The sequence below is a fragment of the Marinifilum sp. RC60d5 genome (assembly GCF_052400665.1).
In the GTDB taxonomy this organism is placed as follows: domain Bacteria; phylum Bacteroidota; class Bacteroidia; order Bacteroidales; family Marinifilaceae; genus JBQTGK01.
Genome location: NZ_JBQTGK010000005.1, coordinates 25,909 through 46,472, shown reverse-complemented (window position 1 = coordinate 46,472; position 20,564 = coordinate 25,909). Strand labels below are relative to the sequence as shown.

Below are 20,564 nucleotides of genomic sequence, written 5' to 3'. Positions count from 1 at the left end.
ATTATCTTCGAATTAATTTCCATTTTATCTCCACTCTGAATTATTATTCATAAGTATTTCAAATAGAAATATTAAATTTATAACACTATCCGAAATGAGAAAAATATTTTTTACATTATTAATTTCCATTGGCTTATTTTCCTGTCAGAATAGCCAAAGTTCACAAGTTAACACTCAAAATCCAAATGAACATTTAGTAATGTCGACTCTTTGGTTTCAAAGAGCTTCGGAATGCAGAGCGCTATATTATCAGGCGTTTAATATGGCCAAATTATCGTTAGATAAACAATTGGCAAACTGCAGCGATAAAGCAAAAGCTGTTGTTGTTGATATTGATGAAACAGTACTGGACAATAGTCCTTTCGAAACCAACTGCATTAGAACTGAAAAAACTTTTACTCCGGCAGCCTGGAAAGAATGGACCGATAAAGCTAAAGCACAAGCCACGCCAGGTTCTCTTGAATTTTTAAAATATGCCGCTTCGAAAGGAGTTGAAACTTTCTATATTTCTAATCGCGACACATCTGCTACAGCTAAAACTTTAGAAAATTTAAAAATGCTGGGCTTTCCTTTTGCCGATAAAGAACACCTACTACTTAAAACTAATACCAGTACTAAAACTGAACGCAGAAATACTGTCAGTAAAACACATAACATATTGATTTTTGCTGGCGATAATGTGGGCGATTTCGATGAATTTCTGGAAGATAGAACAGAAAACTATGGATTTTCGAAAGTAGATTCGATGAAAAATAAATTTGGAGAAAAATTTATTATTCTCCCTAATCCCATGTATGGCTCCTGGGAAAAACCAATTCTAAAAAGCGATAAAAAATTATCTACCCAAGAAAAAGAAGCTTTGCGTAAGCAAAAACTAATAGGATACGAACAACTATAATCTTTATGAGCTCGTAATTTTTTACGAGCTTTCTTTTTTTCTTTCCCATAGGCTCGAAAAATAAAATTATCTTTGCAAAACTATTGTAACAGTACCCAATATAGTTATGGCCGTTTACCACACAACTTATTCATTTGCCGATTCAAGTACTCTTGAAATATCGCCTGTAAAAATAGATTTAAGTTCTAAACTATTAAATACAGGTAAAATTGTTATTGATCAAAACGAAAATTTTAGGGATACTGCAAAAGTTGATTTAAAAAGTGAAGCACAACAAGTAAGGCCTATTCTCATCGAGGATATTACAAGCAATAAAAATAATCAGGATTCTATTTCTGCATTCACTAAAAATCTAATTTCACCTGTCTATTCCACAATTGTCGATAGCAGCGAATCAATATCAGCCAGCAGCGAACAGATAAAACCTTTGGGCGAACATGGCAACTTAATTCAGAAAGCACAAAACGAGTGGATGATTGGTATTAGCTTATTTCTTCTGGTATTAATGGCAATCACACGATTCTCCTTTGGTAAATATTTATTTCGGGTAATCGATTCTGTTTTAAATTACCAGAGTTCAAACAATCTGTTTCTCGAAAAAAACATGAGAAACATTAGGGGAAGCATTTTTCTTAACACCTTATTTATTATCAATATTAGCTTATTTCTTGTCCAGTATTCTAACTGTTTTTTCTCACCCGAAAATACCGAAATACCATTTTCAACTTATTTGTACACTTTGCTGGGGATTATGGGACTTTATTTGGGTAAAATAATCACAATTCGAAGTATGGGCTACATTTTTAACGGAACAAATGAAGCCAAAGAGTATCTTCATACTGTATTTATCTACAACAAAAATTTAGGAATAATACTATTGCTAATTACATTAAGCGTTCCTTTTATTGCCGAATTTTCCTCGGCTCTACTACTAAATATCGGCTTAGTTATCGCCCTTATTTTTTATATTTTCAGACTATTTAGAGGTATTAAAATATTATTTCGCAAACATGTTTCAATATTTTATATGATTTTGTACCTTTGTGCCTTGGAAATTTTGCCCTTGCTAGTGATTTACAAACTATTAATATCGATAGCTTGAGGCGGTGTAACAAATTGTTGAACTAAACCTTAGTATTTTGAGAATCAAGACTATACTGGTTTCACAGCCTAAACCACAAACCGAAAAGTCACCTTATTTTGATTTGGCCGAAAAATACAATTTAAAAATTGATTTTCGTCCTTTTATTCAAGTAGAAGGAGTTTCGTCCAAAGACTTTAGACAGGAGCGGATCAACATATTGGATCATACTGCTGTAATTTTTACAAGCAGAACTGCTATTGATCACTTTTTTAGAGTATGTGAAGATCTTAGAATTACAGTTCCTGATGACATGAAATATTTCTGTATTTCTGAATCAACAGCATTTTATTTACAGAAATACATTGTGTATCGAAAAAGAAAAATTTTCTTTGGAGAAAGACGATTTGAAGAATTAATGGATATCATTGTTAAACACAAATCGGAAAAATTTCTGATTCCACTTTCTGATATTCATAAACAATCAATTCCTGCTCTTCTCGATAAGAACAAGATTAAGTATACCAAAGCTATCTTATACAGAACAGTAAGCAGTGACTTGTCGGATTTAGCTGATGTTAACTATGATATTTTAGCATTTTATAGTCCTTCGGGAATTGCTTCTTTATTGCAAAATTTTCCTGATTTTGAACAGAACAATACCATTATGGCAGCATTTGGTCCTGCAACATCAAAAGCAGTAAGCGATGCTAAGCTACGACTTGATATTCAGGCGCCAATGCCACAAGCTCCATCAATGACAATGGCTTTGGATCAGTTCATTAAAAAATATAACAAAGAACATAAAGACAAATAGTCTTTTAAAAATATAAACTTGAAAGGGGGAAAATATTTCCCCTTTTTTTGTTGATTTTTGTAGTAGCTGCAACTATTCAATTTGATACATAAATGGTATAAATATGACTCGCGAAATTCGTTTCACTTTTGAAAAAGCGGAAAGGTTAACCCATAAAATTCTTATTAGCAGATTATTCTCTGAAGGAAATGGCTTTACCTGCTATCCATTTAGAATTGTATGGAAAGAGTTTACATTGCATAGCGATTATCCTGCTCAGGTAGCAATTACAGTTTCGAAACGCAGCTTTAAACATGCAGTTACACGAAATTTATTGAAACGCCGAATTCGAGAAATTTACCGATTGAACAAACACAATTTGTACAAAGAACTAGAGCTAAGAAATACTCAAATTGCTTTTATGATTCTTTATCTCCCCAAAAATATTTTGGAAAGCAACAAGATGGAAGCTAAATTGCAACAAGCTTTACAACGAATACCCAAAGAATATGACAAACATTCTAAACGGTCTAAAAAAGATGATTCTATTCATCATGATACTGCCGATTAAATTCTATCAGTATTTTATTTCTCCCCTTACCCCATCGGCATGCAGGTACACACCAACCTGCTCTTCTTATGCAATACAGGCCTTAAAAAAACATGGTCCTTTTAAAGGATCGTATCTTGCTATAAAAAGAATTCTATCGTGCAATCCCTGGGGAGGTCATGGTCATGATCCGGTTCCTTAAATACCGAAAAATTAAAACTTCAAAAGTCAAATCCCAAAAAGAAAGAAAATATCCAAAAACCAATCTATTCGGAACTATTATTAATAGATTTCGTAATAATTTTTGGTATAACAATTGCAAACCAATGATATAGGGTTAAGAAATGTTAAAGCACGCAAAATTACAGGTGGATTAATTATATTTGTTTCGCTTATCAGGGATTTTGTTTACTTCGAATTAGTAAATTCGTGCTGATAAAACTTAGCACAAGAAAATTAAAAATATCAATTTAAAAGAAAATATATGAAGCTTCAAGGAAAAAGAGGAGCCGTGTGGATGCTTGCTTTACTACTTTTTTGTAGTGCCGCATTCTGGGGATTTAGCAGAGATGAGAGAAATTTTGAAATCAGTAAAAACCTAAATATTTATTACACACTATTTAGAGAATTAAACCTCTTTTATGTGGATGAAATTGATCCGGGTGATTTGGTAAAAAAGAGTATGGATGCCATGCTTAAAACTCTCGACCCATACACAACCTATATTTCTGAATCGGAAATTGAAGATTTTAAATTGATGACAACCGGCGAATATGCTGGTATTGGCGCATTAATCAGCAAACAAAAAGATAATGTTATTATTGCAGAACCTTACGAAGGATTTCCGGCTTTTAAAGCTGGCTTAAAAGCTGGTGATATAATGCTCGAAATTAATGGAACAAAGGTTACTACCAAAAGTACCGAAGATGTAAGTAATCTGTTAAAAGGACAACCTAATGTTCCGCTTACCATTAAAATTAAGCGCCCGGGAATTAACAAAACTATGGACAAAAAACTGGTACGTGAAAAAATCCAACTAAAATCGGTGCCTTACTACGGAATGGTTGCCGACTCAATTGGATATATTCACTTAAACCAATTTACCGATAAAGCTTCCGGAGAAATTAAAGCTGCGTTAAAAGAACTAAAAGCACAAAACGCAAAGTCATTAGTCTTGGATTTAAGAGGAAATCCAGGAGGATTACTCGATCAGGCCATTGATATTGTAAACCTTTTTGTAAACAAAGGTGAAGATATTGTAAGTACTAAAGGAAAAGTTTCGAAATGGGACAAAAGCTATAAAGCAACCAAAACTCCTATGGATGCTGAAATTCCAATTGCCGTATTGGTAAATCAGGGATCGGCTTCTGCTTCGGAAATTGTTTCGGGTGCTATTCAGGATCTCGACAGAGGCGTTGTAATTGGTAAAAGAACCTTTGGTAAGGGATTGGTACAAACAACACGAAACCTAACCTATAATGCCAAATTAAAGGTAACCACAGCCAAATATTACATTCCTAGCGGAAGATGTATTCAGGCTTTGGATTACAGCCACAGAAACGAAGATGGCAGCGTTGGTAAAATTGCCGATTCACTAATGACAGAATATCATACCAAAAATGGCCGTTCGGTTTACGATGGTGGTGGAATTCTTCCTGACATCAAAATGGATTCGGAATTATACAGTAGCCTGTCTGTTAATCTGATTCGCAACTTTATGATTTTTAATTACGCAACATTGTATGCAAACAAAAAAGAGAATATTGCTTCGGCCAAAGAGTTTAAGCTAAGCGATGAAGAATTTGCCGAATTTACCAAATACATTAAAGAGCAAAAATTCGATTACAAATCGGAAAGTACCGAAATTCTTGATGCTCTTAAAAAATCGGCAAAAGAAGAAAAATACTTTGAGGTTTCTAACGAAGAATTTGCAGCTTTAGAAGCCAAATTGGCTCCTAATTTAGATCGTGATTTAAAAAGATTTAAAGATGAAATTTCTGATTTATTAGCACACGAAATTGTAAAGAGATATCATTACCAAAAAGGTGGTATTGAGTACAGCTTGCGCGAAGATAAAACACTAAACAAAGCCATTGAAGTATTGCAGGATCCTAATGAATATAAAAGTATTTTAGATGGTAGCACAGGTTTACATGCCATTAACAAGTAATAAAGTTCAAGTTAAAAGTAGAAAGACTAAAATATAAAGTCAACTACCAAAACTTGCAATTAAATTGATATAAAAAAGCTCATTCTTTCGCTGGAGGGAATGAGCTTTTTTTTTGTTTGACAATCAGAAAGTTTTGTTCTATTCGCCCATATAAAAAACTGCTTTTTACATTTATCTTTTCAAGGACTCTTTTACTCGTTTTCTGTAAGTTCTTCCAATATTTAGCTGTGTCTCGTTAACAAAAACATGATCGGAAGAAAAACTGTTTAGCTTGTCTTTATTAATGATAAAAGAACGGTGAATTCTTATAAAATTATCGGGTAATACCTCTTCTAACCTGCTAATTTTCTCTTTACTACTTATTTGCCCTCTGAGGGTGTGTATTTTTATAAAATCCGATAAACTCTCAATATAAAGGATATCAGAATATAAAATTTTAATGGTTTTACGATTCGATATAATTTCAAGAAAAGCTTGTTTCCTCTTTTCTTTTTCAATCAAAAGATTCTGAATCATTTGCTGATTTTCCCTTATCTGTTGACTCATTAACAGGAAAGAACCTATAAAAACCAGTAAATACAGTAAAGCTGCCAACAAAAATATATTGGAAGCATTGGGGCCCAGGTTTTTAAAATTAAAATTCCCCAGATAGATATAAGAAAACATCAACACAATCATCTCGAGGTACATGGACACAATTGCCGTATAGAAGGAATAAAAGGCGAATTGTATATATTTCTTTTGCATATAATATCGAGGAACCAAAAAATAATTGAAGAAGTAGGAAGTACCCAGAACAATTGGCAAAAGCATGCTTATAAAATAAAATGCTGCCATATTATTTCCCCACGAAAGGCCAAAAACTACCGTTAAAATTAGAAGCACAAAAATCCAGTAAAAAATATGATAATATGGATTTGACGATTTTCTATTCATTTTTCTACACTTAAATTTTAAAATTCAATTACTACAACTTCCAAATACGTTTCTGTAATTTCAATTACAAAATTGCAATCTACTTTCATTAATTTTCGGCTAATTTAGCCTAGAAATTAAATATACCTAAACAAAATCGGTAAACGACATGCTTAGAACTGTATTCGACCTTGCCCAAAAAGCCTTGATCGCATTACTTTGAAGGTATCAGTTTAATCTTTAAAAAGTAAAAATATGAAAGACTTCTTTTTTATGGGTGGCCCACTATTTATGGGAATCCTTAGCCTACTTTTAATTGTTATGGTTTCGTGGATAGCGTATCATTTTATTGGTGTTTTGTTTTCGAATAATACAAATTTTGAAAAAGTACTTCGAAAGATAAGCTATGGAAAATCTATTGGTTTATTTGCCATGATATTTGGGATACTCGGACAATTAATTGGGCTCTATCAGGCATTTTCGGTAATTGAACAAGCTGGAAGTATATCACCAAATTTGATATATGGTGGTATAAAAGTTTCGATGATACCAACACTTTATGGAATCATTATTTTCCTCATTTCTCTTCTATTGTATTTTATTAGTAGCGTTATAATTGAGAAAAATATGGAATAGTTTACTTCTTATTACAGTACGCTGCTTCTATACTATGATGTAGATATTTTAATTTAAATGAACAAAGTACCATCATGTATAGAAAAACCTCATTCTTCTGTTGAAGAATGAGGTTTATATTTAAACTTTATAGACCTATATTACTAATCACACACCCTTGAAAATGAAAGATATAAGTGATTATAACCATCTTCTTCAACGACTTTATATTTAGTCAATTTATTTAAATTGTAATATGTTGATCCAACTTTTATTATCTGTCCTGAAATTTCAAATGGTCCTTTACATTTAACAATTCATAACAATAATTGTGCAATCAATTTTGTTCTGAAACGGTACTAACTACAACATCCAACAATTTTTAACGATTACTTTCTACATAAAAATGCCGAACTAAAGAATTAACTTGAGTTCGGCACTTCAAATATTTTTAACTAGCCTTTAATGCGCTTCCAACCAGTTCTCTCCTACTCCCATATCCACGGTAAGTGGTACAGAAAGCTGAACTGCATTTTCCATTTCTTCGCGAAGAATTACTTTCATCTGATCTAATTCAGATTTTAAACAATCGAAGTTCAATTCATCGTGCACCTGGATCAACATTTTTGATTTCATACCTTCCGACTTCATGCGTTTGTAGATATTTATCATGGCAATTTTAATAACATCGGCAGCCGAACCTTGTATAGGTGCATTAATTGCATTTCGCTCGGCTACACCACGTACAATGGCATTGCTTGAATTAATATCTTTCAAATAACGACGACGTTTCATTAAGGTTTCCACAAACTCATCCTTACGCGCTTTCTCTACACTTTCGTCCATGAACTCCTTCACTCTTGGATAGGACTCAAAATAGCCTGTAATCAGCTCTTTTCCCTCTTTACGCGAAATATCCAATCGTTCGGCTAATCCCCAGGCCGAAATACCATAAATAATTCCAAAGTTCGCAGTTTTGGCGCGACTACGCATGTCCTTGCTTACCTCCACGATTGGCAATTTGTAAATTTTAGCTGCTGTTGCCGTATGGAAATCTGCTTCGTGATTAAATGCATCAATCATGTTTTGATCTTCACTCATGTGAGCCATTAGCCTTAATTCAACCTGCGAGTAATCGGCAGAGAGAAAAGTATGCTCTGCGGATGAAGGAATAAATGCTTTACGAATATATCTTCCCTGCTTGGTTCTAATTGGAATATTCTGCAGGTTTGGATTGGTTGAGCTTAATCGTCCGGTAGCGGCTTCGGCCTGATTAAAAGAGGTATGGATTTTTCCTGATGCTGGATTAATATAAGTTGGCAAAGCTTCCACATAAGTTGATATGAGCTTTTTCAGCGATCTAAAATCCAATATTTTCTGAATAATTTCGTGTTTGCCTTTTAATTTTGCAAGCACAGCTTCTGAAGTCGAAAACTGCCCGGACTTGGTCTTTTTGGCTTTGCTATCAAGCTCCATTTTCTCGAAGAGTACCTCTCCTAATTGTTTTGGCGAAGCTACATTAAAATCAACTCCGGCCATCTCCTTTATCTCTTTTTCAATGCCATCTACTTCTTGATTCAGAAGCGTTGCATATTCTTTTAACGCAGGAACATCAATGCTAACACCTGTAAATTCCATATCTGCCAAAATACTCATTAATGGAATCTCGACATTATAGAATAAATCAATCAGATGGTTCTCTTTCATCTGTTTTTCAAGTTCATCTTTTAATTCCAGACCAAGAACCACTTCTTCGCAAAAAGGATCGTGATTAATTGGCTCTTGTTCGAGCATTAAACTTAACTGCGCTTTTTTGCCTTTTACTTTTTCTTCCTTTATAGTATTGTAATTAATCACCGAATTGGCAATAAAAGGAAATTCATGCTTTAATTCGGGTTGAATTAAGTAGTGAGCAAGCATGGTATCAAAAATATTTCCATTTACTTCTACGCCCAACCATCGCAATGCTAAAATGTCTTTTTTACAATTATGACCAATTTTCAAAATTTTTTCGTCTTCGAAAATAAATTTGAATTCCTGAGCTACTTTTTTTGCTTGGTCGGAATTTTCCGGGAAAGGAACAAAAAAAGACTTGTCACTTTTAAAAGAAAATGCCAAACCCAGCAATTTTGATGTATTTGGATCAGAATCAGATAAAACTGTTCTAAATGCAAATTCTTTTTGAGTACAAAGTTCTGCTTTTAAATCGGCCCTTACCTGCTCATTATCAAGCACAAAAAAGTCACAACCTAAGGTGCTAATGTCTCTCAGAATTACTTGTTCTTCATTGCCTGCATCCTTGTCGGTAAATTCTGTACTCTCGTCGGTAAAAAGTTTGGTTTGATTTTTAAAAACTCTCTCGGCAAGAGTAAAAAACTCTAGCTCTTTAAAAATGGCCTTTAATTTATCTTCATCAAAATCTATCAATTTAAAATTCTCTTCATCGAAATCTATTGGTGCATCCAATGCAATTTTTGCCAATACTTTCGAAAAACGAACTTGTTCTTCCGATTCGATAACTTTCTCTTTTTGCTTACCTTTTAACTGATCGGTGTTCTCATAGAGTCCATCGATCGATTTATACAAAGCAATTAATTTTTGTGCAGTTTTCGGACCAATTCCCGGACAGCCAGGTATATTATCGGCCGCATCACCCATTAATCCCAGATAATCTACAATCTGATCGGCTGTTTCTACACCAAAATTTTCCTGCACTTCGGGTAATCCCCACACTTCCACTTCTTTTCCGGAACGTTTGGGTTTGTACATGAAAATATTATCACTCACCAATTGAGCATAATCCTTATCAGGTGTCATCATGTAAACAGTAAAACCTTGTTTTTCGGCTTTTTTTGCAAGCGTTCCAATTACATCATCAGCTTCGTATCCTTCCACATCTAATTCCGGAATATTAAATCCCTGAATAATAGATTTGATATAAGGAATAGACTTACGCAAATCGTCGGGCATTGGCGGACGTTGTGCTTTGTATTCCTTAAACATATCATGTCGGAAAGTTGGTCCTATGGGATCGAAAACAACAGCGATATGAGATGGTTTCTCCTTCTCGAGTACTTCTAAAAGTGTGTTTGTAAATCCAAGCATGGCGGAAGAATTAATTCCTGTTGAGGTAAACCTTGGATTTTTAATAAATGCATAGTATGATCTGTATATCAAGGCAAAAGCATCTAATAAGAATAGCTTTTTACCAGAATTGTTAGCTGATGAGTGCATAATATTTTTAATATTTAATGTATTCAAACAAAAGTACAAGATAATCACGCAAGAGCAATTATCAATCTATAATTATTACAGAATTGACAAAATTTAAAAGCATAAAAAAACCCGAACATTACCCCGGGTTTACTACTATTTTCTATTTATACTTTAGTTATCTTCTGCATACCACTCTGCAAATGAGCTTGCTGTTTCGTGTAATTTAAGCGAATGAAGCTTAACTCTTTTTGGAAGTCGTGCCTTAATTCTATCTGCAAAATCTGCAATCATATTTTCGCAGGTTGGCTGATATTCTGTCACATAAAAGCGTTCAAACATTTCTGGAATATTAAAATTCTCGGCATTTGGAACTGCTTTATTTAAAACCAAAGCATGATCTAAGCGATCAACAATTTCCTCTGAAACAATTTTTTTTACTTCTCCAAAATCCATTACCATTCCCAATTTAGGATTCGATATGTCCTTAATAGGTTCTCCTATTACGGTAACGAATAAAATATATGAATGTCCGTGAATATTTTTACACAATCCATCGTAGTTCCATAAGGCATGAGCCATTTCGAAATGGAACTCTTTGGTTAATCTTATTTTTGCCATATTTCGTATCATAAAAAAAACCGGTCGTATCCGGTTTTTAATTTCTTATCCTTGTGTGCATTTACTTATACAATCGACAATATTACTTAAGCTACAATGTTTTAAAAAGTAGTACGTATTTTTCCCATCTCTTTTAGACGATAAAACTCCTTTATCTTTTAAAATTCCCAGATGATGAGAGGTAGTAGATTGTTCTATCTTTAATAATTCGTGAATTTCGGTAACCGTAAGTTTTTTCCCATCCTCAAGATATCCTAAAATTGCTATTCTCATTGGATGAGCAATTGCTTTTAGCATATTTGCCGCCTGCTCTAACTTCTCAGGTTCAAGATCTTTTATTTTCATATACTTAGGTTGATCAATTTAATAACAAATGCAAATATATAAATATATTTGTAAATACTCAACACCTTCATATCGAAATATTTAAATTTATAAGTTTTTAGATGATTTACCAATAGTCTTCATAAAAGGAGGTTCTTTGCATCTTAAATTTCCTAATTCCTTGACTTTCCAGACTAATATAAATTACTAACTTTGGTTGCTATGAGTTCTAAAAAAAGTAAAATTAAAGAGATTAAAGCACCTGTGCAGGCCGAGATGAAGGAATTTGAATTCTTCTTTAAGCAATCGATGAAAAGTAAGATTCGATTGCTAGATATTATTAATAACTACATCATAAAACGAAAAGGAAAGGAAATAAGACCTATTCTTGTTTTTCTTAGTGCCAAATTAATCGATAAAGTTACACCAGCAACTTATACTGCAGCATCGCTTACCCAATTGTTACATACTGCAACTTTAATTCATGATGATGTGGTTGACGAAGCATACGAACGAAGAGGATTTTTCTCGGTAAATGCACTTTGGAAATCGAAAGCTGCTGTATTGGTCGGTGATTTTTTACTTTCGAAAGGCTTACTAATTGCGCTCGAAAATAAGGAATATGATCAGCTGCAGGTTGTTTCGAATGCTGTACGTGAAATGAGTGAAGGAGAATTGTTACAGCTGGAAAAATCGAGAAAATTAAATATTACCGAAGAAGTATATTTTGATATTATTTACAAGAAAACAGCTAGTTTGATTGCCTCCTGTACACATTTAGGTGCTATTTCGGCTGGTGCCAACGAGGCTGAACAAGAAAAATTAAAGAAATTTGGCGAAAACCTGGGAATTGCTTTTCAGATGAAAGATGACTTGTTCGATTACGATAAACAAGGAAATATTGGTAAACCCACAGGTAATGATATTAAAGAAAAAAAATTAACTCTTCCCCTTATTTATGTACTTCGTAATATATCTGATAAAAATAAACGCTGGGCATTAAGAATTATAAAAAAGCACAATAAAAATAATGATAAAGTAAACAGCTTAATTCAATTTGTAAAGGAAAATGGAGGCATTGAATATACACGCAGTAAAATGATGAAATACAAGGAAAAAGCAATTAACTGCCTATCTGATTTTCCTGATTCAGAAGCTAAACTGGCATTAATAGAATTGGTTGAATACACTATTTCAAGGACAAAGTAATTTAAGCAGGTAAGGTAAATGTAAATTTACTACCCTCTCCTATTTTGCTATCTACTTTTATTTTACCCTTATTCTGCTCTATAAATTCCTTACATAATATTAACCCTATTCCTGTTCCTACTTCTTCGCAGGTTCCTACACAATTAAAATTGATATCTATTCTAAATAGTTTTTTTTGATTCTCTGTGCTAATTCCAACTCCATTATCTTGCACATAAAACTGAATTTCAGATTGATTAGATTCAATTCCTATTTTTATTATTCCATTATTATGTGTGAATTTTAGAGCGTTTGAAATTAGGTTTCGAATTACTGTACTAATCATATATTCGTCGGCAAATACCTCATTATTTCCATTAAAAAAGAATTCGATAGATATATTTTTCTCCTGAAATTTTGCTTTATGAAGATTGATATTAGCCTCGGTAATTATTCTAAGGTCGATTTGCTTAGGTTCTCGTTTTATTCTTCCGGATTGAGCCCTTGACCATTCCAGTAAACTCTCCAAAAGATTATATTCCTGTTGTACCGATGAGCTTATGAGATCTACCATTTCGCTTAGGTTCTCCTTACTCATACTATGCAATTCCTCTTTTAAAACTCCAACAATAGGAATCATCACATTAAAAGGATTTTTAAGATCGTGAGCAATAATTGAAAAGAATTTATCTTTGGTTTGGATCGCTTCTTTTAAGGCTATCTCGTTTAGTTTACTTTCGGTAATATCACGAGCAATAGCCATTAGTGTTACAGTTTCGCCATTGGATTCAAATTCCGGAATTAGTTGCCATTCGAAATAATAATCTTTCCCATCAGCGGGTAGCATAAACTCGACAGTTCGTGCTTTTGAAGAGTCAAAAACTTTTTGCATTTCCTGCTCCCAAAATTTACAAAGTTCATGTGGAAAATTGAGATCTTCGTGAGTTTTTCCAATAAATTTTTGTGGCTCAATACCTAAAAGTGGTATAGATGCCGAATTAACAAACAGGTGTTTAAACTCCCGATCGAAACGCATAATTAAATCGGGGGCATTTTCTACTAATGTTCGAAAAGTTTTCTCACTTCTCCGCAAATCTTCCTCTGCTTTTCTTCTTTTTTCAAGATTTCTAAGTGCAATAAAATAAATGGGATGATCTTGCAATGGAATTAAATTGGCACTTAATTCAACCGGAACTCTACCACCCGATTTCTTAATAATATCAGTTTCGAATAGTAAATTATTACCTTGTTTAAAGTCTCTTAGCCTTTTATCAAATTCTTTGGAATTTTTCGGATCATCGATATCATGAACTGATAAATATTTAAATTCCTCTTCTGTATATCCTAATAAAACAGGTAACTGCGAACCAAATTCAAGTATTTTTCCTTTTTCATCATGAATAAAATAGGCATCACCCGAAGATTCAAAAATATTTCTAAAAAAATTATCTCTCTGTCCTGCCTTATCTATTAATTGATAATAACCTGTAATGTCTTCACTTTCGACAGTAAGACGTTCTATATCTCCAATACTGTTTGCAATTGGAGTTATTATTTTTTCTTCGAATTTTATAATGCCGTTATCGCTGTATGATTTTAAAAATCTACTTTGTTTTTTATGTATAATTGATTTTCGAACAGTACATTCCTTACACTCCTTATTTAATCCGTAAAAAACTTTGTAACATTTTTCGCCAAGTATCTCCGATCTTTTTTTTCCAATTTGATTTAATCTTTTATCGTTTATCTCGATTAAATTAAACTTTGTATCGATAACAGAAAACAGGGTATCCTTTTTCGAATTCTGCAACAAATGTTGAAGTAATGTCGATTTAGTACCAAGTAATTGTTTGAGCTCCTGGAGTTCATTTTCCAATTCTTGAATTCTGTCATTTAAATTGTCAGGCAAATCTGAATACATTTAATAACTCGATCGTTAAAATTTGTGCTGTTATCAATAATTAACCGAAGTTAAATATTTTATTCGTTTAAATGCAAAAAGCCGGAAAAATTTCCGACTTTTTTTTAAAACTTTTAATAAACAATACTAAAAATATGTAATCTTCTTATTTTCTCCTGTTTCGATCTTATAAATCTCGCTTAGTAAGTTATTAGCCAAACTAGATGCCCCAATTCTAAGGTAATTATTGTTTAACCAATTATCTTCGAGATTATGATGCGATATTGCGAAGAACTCAATTGCATCTTTGGATGTTGAGATCCCTCCTGCAGGTTTAAATCCAACCATTCTACCTGTTTTATCAAAATACTCTTTAATGGCCTGTGTCATGATGTGAGCTGCTTCTAATGTAGCATTCACAGGCACCTTCCCAGTTGATGTTTTAATAAAATCGGCGCCTGCTTCCATCGCAATAATTGATGCGGTACGAATGTTTGTTGCAGTTTTCAACTCCCCTGTTTCCAAAATCACTTTTAAGTGCCCTTTTCCGCAAGCTTCTTTTTGTGCTACAATTTCCTCAAACACAGTTTGATAATCCCCCTCTAAAAAAGCCCCAATCGAAATGACAATGTCAATTTCATTGGCTCCTTTTTCAACAGCCATTTTACATTCTAATGCCTTAACTTCTATGAAAGATTGAGAAGATGGGAAAACACCGGCAACAGAAGCAATTTTTACGCCTTCTGCTTTTAAGTTTTCATTTAATGTTGGCACCTGGTATGGATATACGCATATTGCTGCAACATTCGGCATGTCAAAATCATTCTGGAAGTTATTTACATTTTCTGCAAAACTTTTTGCTCTTGCGTGGGTGTCGGTAGAATTTAAAGTTGTTAAATCGATTAACGAGAAATTTTTCTTTAAATTCTCAACAGTGTACAAAGAATTAAAATCGGAAGCTAAAATCGCTTTTACCTGATTGCTAACCTCTTGATCATTTAATTCTAAATTGTACGATTTCAAGATTTCTAAAATGTCTTTCTTCATCCTTCTAAATTTTAATTAGGATGGAGCGTCAAATCCAATATTTGTCGCTACACAATGTAAATAAATAATAATTAACCAGTTGCGGACGTTTCCGCTGATTTTTCCATAAATACATAAAATCACTTTTATGTATATCTTAACGATTAAAGCACAAAACTAAAATAATTTTAACTCTTCCCCTATTTCTATATCATTAATTTATTTGAACTTAAGATAAAAAGAAAAGCCAAAGTCATTGCAATAATGACTTTGGCTTTAACTAAATGTATATCTTGTTATTATTGTTTTAGAACTTTGTAGCTTTTTCGGTAGCCATCCAATTCAATTACCAGCAAATAAACTCCGCTTCCTAATTGCTGTACTGATTTTGTAATTCGGGCTTTTCCGCTACTACTTCGGTGTTGTTCTTTAAACAACAAACTACCGGTTATGCTATACAAGTAAATCGTAAAATCACGATTTCCAAATCTGATAAATCAATGTGCAAATCACTAAATACTTACCTCTGGCTCAGCAAACACATCGTTAATTCCTGTTGAAATGCCAACCTCAATGACAAATTCCTGTGTTTCGCTTAATTTATTATCCGAAACTTCCAAAGCCAGGTTAAAACTACCTGCTTCATTTGGTATACACGCCAAACTTGCACTTCCATCTTCATGATCTACTAATGTTAACCAGACTGAAATTTCAAATGAACTTACAAAACAAGTAATTAAATGTCAAAAGGTGCTTCATTGCATCACCTATTTCAATGGTGAAGTGTTCGGTATGACTAAAGCCATCTTAATTAGTAACTGTTATTTCAACTTAATAGCTGTTTTTATCCTCACAATCAAACTGTTTTTTATACGATGTGCTTCAGCTATCTTAAGAATGCAATAGTACTTCAGATCTTTATTTTCCTAATTTTCAAATAGTTCTAAGGCCTTAAGTAGTTCAGGTATTCCTTCATCAACATTTGAATTAGATGAATTAATACTACCCAATAGTAATAATATTTTTACTTTAACTATTATATTTTTTGGAAAAGTCTGTTTAATAGTATCCAAACAATTGGTAAGAATTAGCTTTGTGGAATCAATACTCTGCAACTGACATTTGGATTCAGTCTCTAAAAGCTTAATTCTGATTTTCTGAAGGGCATTTATATTCCGAAGTGTTTTTAATTCTTGAACCGAGCTTAAACAAGAATCGCAACTGGAAAAAAGGAGCTCTTCTCCTTTTTGATAGATTTGCTCAAAATTCTCATTTGCTTGAGAATAAGAAAAAAGTGGAAATAATATGAAAAAAAAATTGTGTCAGTTTCATTTAAACAGCTTTATTCGCAGCTAACAAAACTAAACAAATATTATTGTATGATACATTCTCTATAAATGATTGTCAGGTTTTTTGAACAAATAGAATGTTTCGTAGACAAGCGGCTATAATTGTATCATCAAAAATGGTGTATTTATTACAGTTTTTCATTGTTTTTATGTCGAGTTGAGTCTCGCTTCGTTTTCTTCTCTATATTTTTTTGAAAAGCTTCGTCTAAATCGACTCCTGTCTGATTTGCCAAACACATCAAAACCCATAAAACATCAGCCATTTCATCAGCTAAATCTACTTTCTTATCGCTTTCTTTGAAAGATTGTTCTCCATATTTTCTCGAAACAATTCGAGCAACCTCTCCTACTTCTTCAGTAAGAATAGCCATATTAGTAAGTTCATTAAAATAGCGCACTCCATATTTTTTGATCCATTGATCTACCATTTCCTGAGCTTCTTTAATTCCAATCTGATCCATTATTCTTTGTTTTTTGTATCCATTACAATGGTAACTGGTCCGTCGTTAATCAGAGAAACCTGCATTTCTGCACCAAATTTACCCGTTTCTACTTTTTTTCCTGATTCTTGCTCTAAACAAGCCACAAAACTCTCATACAAAGGAATTGAAATATCAGGTTTTGCCGCATGAATATAGGAAGGACGATTACCTTTTTTAGTTTTTGCGTGAAGAGTAAACTGACTAATTGCAAGAATATCGCCTTCTACATCCAACAATGATTTATTCATTACTCCATGTTGATCATCAAATATTCTCAGGTTACAAATTTTCTTGCTTAACCATTGGGCATCATCAATCGAATCGGCATTTTCGATTCCAACGAGTACCATCAATCCTTTTTTAATTTCACCAACCACTTCCAAATCTACTTTTACAGCGGCTTCAGTAACTCGCTGAACAACAACTTTCATAACTAAATATTTATTAGGTACATAAATTTAATTCAAATATACTATTTTACTTTTGAAGAAAAGTGATTTTTAATACCTACAATAAAAACATTCCTAAAATCTAAATTAAAACTATTAACAAATTATAGTCATATTTGTAAATCAAAAAATACAAACAAAATGCTATATTTCATAAGTTCCTCTCACAATCCTGCTTTTAATCTGGCAACAGAAGAATATTTGCTGAAAAATTACGAAGATGATTTCTTTTTTTTGTATAGCAATACGCCTACCCTAATAGTAGGTAAACATCAAAACACGCTTGCTGAGATTAATCTGGAAAAAACCGAAAAAGAAAATATTCCTGTACACAGAAGATTATCTGGTGGCGGAACTGTTTTTCACGATGAAGGCAACTTAAACTATTGCTTTATCAAAAAAGGAGAAAAAGGTAAATTAGTTGATTTTCAAAAATACAGTCAACCTATTATTGATACTCTCCAGAACATGCAGATAGATGCAAAATTTGAAGGGAAAAGCGATTTAACGATTGATGGAAAGAAATTTTCGGGTAATGCCTCTCATGTATACAAGAATAAAGTCATGCAACATGGAACAATGCTATTTTCAAGCGATTTAAAACGCTTAAACCAATTGTTGAAGGTTAATCCCTTAAAGTTTAAAGATAGAGGTGTAAGATCCATTAGAAGTAAGGTAACAAACATCTCTGATTATCTTTCCGATCCAATAAATCTTTCTGAATTTAGTAAGAAGCTTATTCTGCAAGTTAAAGCAACTTTCCCAACAGCTAAAGAATTTCTGCTAACTGCACAAGACAACGAGCAAATAGAAATTCTAATGCAAGAAAAATATAACAATTGGGAATGGAACTATGGCTACTCTCCCAATTATAGGTTTGAAAAACTAAGCAATTTAGCCGGAGGTTCTATTCTGGAAGTTGAATTAAATATCGAAAAAGGCAGAATTCAAAATCTAAAATTAAATGGCAATTGTATCCATCCTAAGGCAATTTCAGACTTTACAAACAAGTTAAAAGGTTTGTATCATGATAAGTCAGCTGTATTGAAGACACTTAACGAAATAAACCTAGACTTATACTTTAATAATATGACTTCCAATCAGCTCATTAAAGCATTTTTCTAGATTTCACAAAAAAACAATTGAAGAATAGGCCTTCAAAAGTGAAAAATTCCTAATTAAAATATTTAAAAATAATTTCAGCTTTAGATTTACCAACTTCTAACTCTAAGTCTGCTCGGGCAAGTTTCTTTATATTTTCGACAGACTTAAACCTTTGAATTAACTTTTGAACGGTTTTAGGACCAATCCCATCTATTTTATCAAGCTCGGATCCAATAAAAGCTTTCGATCGTTTTTGCTTATGAAAGGTAATGGCAAAACGATGCGATTCATTTCGCAAATGCTGAATGGTTTTTAAGGTTTCAGAATTTTTATCGAGATATAATGGATAAGGATCACCAGGAAAATAGATCTCTTCTAACTTTTTTGCAATCCCAATAACCGAAATAACACCTCTTAAGTTTAATTTATTCAAACTATTTAAGGCTGCTCCCAACTGCCCTTTTCCCCCATCAATAACTATTAATTGCGGCAATGATTTATCTTCCTCCAAAAGTCTTTTGTATCGCCGATATATTATTTCTTCCATAGAAGCAAAATCGTTAGCCCCTACTACAGTTTTAATATTAAAATGACGATAGTCTTTTTTATAAGGGCGAGCATTTCGAAAAACTACACAGGATGCTACTGGATTTGTACCCTGTATATTAGAATTATCAAAACATTCTATGTGAACCGGAGCATCTTTCAATCGTAAATCGGTCTTCATTTTCTCAACAATTCTATCGGAATGAGACTGTTTTAATGATTTATCGCCATGTTTTAACTTCTCTAGACGGAAGTATTTGACATTACGAAGCGAAAGGTCCAGTAATTTTCGTTTGTCGCCACGTTGAGGGACCAAACATTTAACTCCATCAAATGGCAATTCAAGATCGAATGGCAATACTATTTCTTTAGCAGTGCTAAATATTTTTTGCCTTATATCAGTAATGGCAAGAAGAAGTAAGTCTTCTTTACTTTCATCCATCTTCTTTTTTAACTCTATAGTGTGAGCCTGTATTATTGCACCATTTACAATTTTAAGAAAATTGACATAAGCCGAATCCTCATCATCTAATATCGAATAGACATCAATATTATTGATGGATGGATTTACAATAGTAGATTTACTTTGATACTTACTTAGTAATTCAAGCTTTTCTTTAACCTGATGAGCTTCTTCGAATTTAAAATCCTGAGCAAACTCATTCATTTTTTCTTTTAAATGAGAAGTTACCATACCAATATTTCCCTTCAGAATATTACGAATGATTTGTATGGTTTCTTCATACTCCTCTACTGATATTTTTCCTATACACGGCGCTTTACAATTTCCTATATGATATTCGAGACAAACTTTAAACTTTCCATTTTTTATTCCTTCTTCCGATAAGCTTAAATTACAATTGCGCAACTTATATAATGAACGAATCATATCCATTAATGTCCGAACCATCATTACGCTGGTATAAGGACCAAAATATTCTGAACCATCTTTAAGTAAATGTCGCGTCACAAAAACTCGGGGGAATCTCTCCTTTTTTATACATATCCACGGAAAAGATTTATCATCTTTTAGTAAAACATTATAACGAGGCTGATGCTTTTTTATTAAATTATTCTCGAGAAGTAAGGCATCTTCTTCAGAGTTTACAACAATATGCCGAATACCTGAAATTTTACGAACTAGGATATTGGTTTTAGCTGTATCATGAACTTTATTAAAGTAGGAAGCTACTCTCCTTTTTAAACGCTTGGCTTTTCCTACATATATAATCTTTTCGTTCTCATCAAAAAACTGATAAACTCCAGGTTCTTCGGGTAAAGCTGCAACCAAAGATTTTAAATAATCTATATTCTTATTTTTTATCACTATCTAAAAC

Annotated in this window: 20 protein-coding genes; 9 read left to right on the top strand and 11 right to left on the bottom strand. The window is 32.9% G+C overall.

What is annotated here, in order from left to right; translation table 11 throughout:
- The first annotated feature begins 94 nt into the window (after positions 1-94).
- From ACT3CE_RS12890 to ACT3CE_RS12865, 6 genes are all read left to right on the top strand, one after another.
- On the top strand, positions 95-898 hold the full coding sequence (locus tag ACT3CE_RS12890; protein ID WP_444710178.1) for a 5'-nucleotidase, lipoprotein e(P4) family: 804 nt from the start codon (positions 95-97) through the stop codon (positions 896-898).
- A 106-nt stretch (positions 899-1,004) separates the two neighbouring features.
- The gene (locus tag ACT3CE_RS12885; RefSeq protein WP_444710177.1) at positions 1,005-2,000 is read left to right on the top strand and encodes a DUF4271 domain-containing protein; all 996 of its coding nucleotides are present in this window, start codon (positions 1,005-1,007) and stop codon (positions 1,998-2,000) included.
- A gap of 37 nt (positions 2,001-2,037) precedes the next feature.
- Positions 2,038-2,796, top strand: coding sequence for a uroporphyrinogen-III synthase (locus tag ACT3CE_RS12880; RefSeq protein ID WP_444710176.1), 759 nt, complete (start codon positions 2,038-2,040; stop codon positions 2,794-2,796).
- A gap of 103 nt (positions 2,797-2,899) precedes the next feature.
- The gene (locus ACT3CE_RS12875) at positions 2,900-3,346 is read left to right on the top strand and encodes a ribonuclease P protein component (protein ID WP_444710175.1); all 447 of its coding nucleotides are present in this window, start codon (positions 2,900-2,902) and stop codon (positions 3,344-3,346) included.
- Positions 3,330-3,527: a membrane protein insertion efficiency factor YidD gene (yidD, locus tag ACT3CE_RS12870; protein WP_243421796.1), complete on the top strand. Its 198-nt coding sequence runs from the start codon at positions 3,330-3,332 to the stop codon at positions 3,525-3,527. Before ACT3CE_RS12875 ends, yidD begins: the two co-directional genes overlap by 17 nt.
- A gap of 282 nt (positions 3,528-3,809) precedes the next feature.
- Complete coding sequence (locus ACT3CE_RS12865) at positions 3,810-5,495, top strand: S41 family peptidase (protein ID WP_444710174.1); 1,686 nt, start codon at positions 3,810-3,812, stop codon at positions 5,493-5,495.
- A gap of 171 nt (positions 5,496-5,666) precedes the next feature.
- On the opposite strand, the gene ACT3CE_RS12860 is transcribed toward ACT3CE_RS12865, so the two are convergent.
- A complete protein-coding gene (locus ACT3CE_RS12860) occupies positions 5,667-6,431 on the bottom strand; it encodes a LytR/AlgR family response regulator transcription factor (RefSeq protein WP_444710173.1) in 765 nt (254 codons plus the stop codon).
- 234 nt (positions 6,432-6,665) lie between these two features.
- Between ACT3CE_RS12860 and ACT3CE_RS12855 the strand changes: the two genes are divergently transcribed.
- Positions 6,666-7,046, top strand: a complete 381-nt coding sequence (locus ACT3CE_RS12855; RefSeq protein ID WP_444710172.1) for a MotA/TolQ/ExbB proton channel family protein — start codon at positions 6,666-6,668, stop codon at positions 7,044-7,046.
- Between the two features lie 441 nt (positions 7,047-7,487).
- Here the strand turns inward: ACT3CE_RS12855 and polA are convergent, their stop codons facing one another.
- The 3 genes from polA to ACT3CE_RS12840 form a co-directional block, all read right to left on the bottom strand.
- Positions 7,488-10,259 carry a DNA polymerase I gene (gene polA / locus ACT3CE_RS12850; RefSeq protein ID WP_444710171.1) on the bottom strand — a complete coding sequence of 924 codons (2,772 nt, stop codon included), beginning with the start codon at positions 10,257-10,259 and terminating at the stop codon, positions 7,488-7,490.
- A 153-nt stretch (positions 10,260-10,412) separates the two neighbouring features.
- Positions 10,413-10,859, bottom strand: coding sequence for a 6-pyruvoyl trahydropterin synthase family protein (locus ACT3CE_RS12845; RefSeq protein WP_444710170.1), 447 nt, complete (start codon positions 10,857-10,859; stop codon positions 10,413-10,415).
- Between the two features lie 45 nt (positions 10,860-10,904).
- On the bottom strand, positions 10,905-11,204 hold the full coding sequence (locus ACT3CE_RS12840) for an ArsR/SmtB family transcription factor (RefSeq protein ID WP_444710169.1): 300 nt from the start codon (positions 11,202-11,204) through the stop codon (positions 10,905-10,907).
- A 201-nt stretch (positions 11,205-11,405) separates the two neighbouring features.
- On the opposite strand from ACT3CE_RS12840, the gene ACT3CE_RS12835 reads away from it, so the two are divergent.
- Positions 11,406-12,392, top strand: coding sequence for a polyprenyl synthetase family protein (locus ACT3CE_RS12835; RefSeq protein ID WP_444710168.1), 987 nt, complete (start codon positions 11,406-11,408; stop codon positions 12,390-12,392).
- A 1-nt stretch (position 12,393) separates the two neighbouring features.
- Here the strand turns inward: ACT3CE_RS12835 and ACT3CE_RS12830 are convergent, their stop codons facing one another.
- The 6 genes from ACT3CE_RS12830 to dtd all read right to left on the bottom strand — a co-directional run bounded on the left by ACT3CE_RS12830 (position 12,394) and on the right by dtd (position 17,559).
- Complete coding sequence (locus tag ACT3CE_RS12830; RefSeq protein ID WP_444710167.1) at positions 12,394-14,280, bottom strand: PAS domain S-box protein; 1,887 nt, start codon at positions 14,278-14,280, stop codon at positions 12,394-12,396.
- Positions 14,281-14,418: 138 nt separating this feature from the next.
- Entirely contained in the window at positions 14,419-15,318 is a 900-nt protein-coding gene (deoC, locus tag ACT3CE_RS12825; protein WP_444710166.1) for a deoxyribose-phosphate aldolase, read from the bottom strand.
- A 278-nt stretch (positions 15,319-15,596) separates the two neighbouring features.
- The gene (locus ACT3CE_RS12820) at positions 15,597-15,764 is read right to left on the bottom strand and encodes a T9SS type A sorting domain-containing protein (RefSeq protein ID WP_444710321.1); all 168 of its coding nucleotides are present in this window, start codon (positions 15,762-15,764) and stop codon (positions 15,597-15,599) included.
- A 45-nt stretch (positions 15,765-15,809) separates the two neighbouring features.
- Positions 15,810-15,959: a hypothetical protein gene (locus ACT3CE_RS12815; protein ID WP_444710165.1), complete on the bottom strand. Its 150-nt coding sequence runs from the start codon at positions 15,957-15,959 to the stop codon at positions 15,810-15,812.
- Positions 15,960-16,774: 815 nt separating this feature from the next.
- Positions 16,775-17,107, bottom strand: a complete 333-nt coding sequence (locus ACT3CE_RS12810) for a nucleotide pyrophosphohydrolase (RefSeq protein ID WP_444710164.1) — start codon at positions 17,105-17,107, stop codon at positions 16,775-16,777.
- Positions 17,107-17,559, bottom strand: coding sequence for a D-aminoacyl-tRNA deacylase (dtd, locus tag ACT3CE_RS12805; RefSeq protein WP_444710163.1), 453 nt, complete (start codon positions 17,557-17,559; stop codon positions 17,107-17,109). The genes ACT3CE_RS12810 and dtd overlap by 1 nt, the downstream gene beginning before the upstream one ends.
- Before the next feature lie 159 nt (positions 17,560-17,718).
- On the opposite strand from dtd, the gene ACT3CE_RS12800 reads away from it, so the two are divergent.
- On the top strand, positions 17,719-18,702 hold the full coding sequence (locus tag ACT3CE_RS12800) for a lipoate--protein ligase (protein ID WP_444710162.1): 984 nt from the start codon (positions 17,719-17,721) through the stop codon (positions 18,700-18,702).
- A 49-nt stretch (positions 18,703-18,751) separates the two neighbouring features.
- On the opposite strand, the gene uvrC is transcribed toward ACT3CE_RS12800, so the two are convergent.
- Entirely contained in the window at positions 18,752-20,554 is a 1,803-nt protein-coding gene (uvrC, locus tag ACT3CE_RS12795; RefSeq protein ID WP_444710161.1) for an excinuclease ABC subunit UvrC, read from the bottom strand.
- Between the last annotated feature and the right edge of the window lie 10 nt (positions 20,555-20,564).

Coding starts and splice junctions, on each gene's coding strand:
- yidD (WP_243421796.1), top strand. CDS start 3,330: ATGATACTGCCGATTAAATTCTATCAGTATTTTATTTCTCCCCTTACC.
- ACT3CE_RS12840 (WP_444710169.1), bottom strand. CDS start 11,204: ATGAAAATAAAAGATCTTGAACCTGAGAAGTTAGAGCAGGCGGCAAAT.
- ACT3CE_RS12835 (WP_444710168.1), top strand. CDS start 11,406: ATGAGTTCTAAAAAAAGTAAAATTAAAGAGATTAAAGCACCTGTGCAG.
- ACT3CE_RS12885 (WP_444710177.1), top strand. CDS start 1,005: ATGGCCGTTTACCACACAACTTATTCATTTGCCGATTCAAGTACTCTT.
- ACT3CE_RS12845 (WP_444710170.1), bottom strand. CDS start 10,859: ATGGCAAAAATAAGATTAACCAAAGAGTTCCATTTCGAAATGGCTCAT.
- ACT3CE_RS12800 (WP_444710162.1), top strand. CDS start 17,719: ATGCTATATTTCATAAGTTCCTCTCACAATCCTGCTTTTAATCTGGCA.
- polA (WP_444710171.1), bottom strand. CDS start 10,259: ATGCACTCATCAGCTAACAATTCTGGTAAAAAGCTATTCTTATTAGAT.
- ACT3CE_RS12855 (WP_444710172.1), top strand. CDS start 6,666: ATGAAAGACTTCTTTTTTATGGGTGGCCCACTATTTATGGGAATCCTT.
- ACT3CE_RS12875 (WP_444710175.1), top strand. CDS start 2,900: ATGACTCGCGAAATTCGTTTCACTTTTGAAAAAGCGGAAAGGTTAACC.
- dtd (WP_444710163.1), bottom strand. CDS start 17,559: ATGAAAGTTGTTGTTCAGCGAGTTACTGAAGCCGCTGTAAAAGTAGAT.
- ACT3CE_RS12865 (WP_444710174.1), top strand. CDS start 3,810: ATGAAGCTTCAAGGAAAAAGAGGAGCCGTGTGGATGCTTGCTTTACTA.
- deoC (WP_444710166.1), bottom strand. CDS start 15,318: ATGAAGAAAGACATTTTAGAAATCTTGAAATCGTACAATTTAGAATTA.
- ACT3CE_RS12890 (WP_444710178.1), top strand. CDS start 95: ATGAGAAAAATATTTTTTACATTATTAATTTCCATTGGCTTATTTTCC.
- ACT3CE_RS12860 (WP_444710173.1), bottom strand. CDS start 6,431: ATGAATAGAAAATCGTCAAATCCATATTATCATATTTTTTACTGGATT.
- ACT3CE_RS12810 (WP_444710164.1), bottom strand. CDS start 17,107: ATGGATCAGATTGGAATTAAAGAAGCTCAGGAAATGGTAGATCAATGG.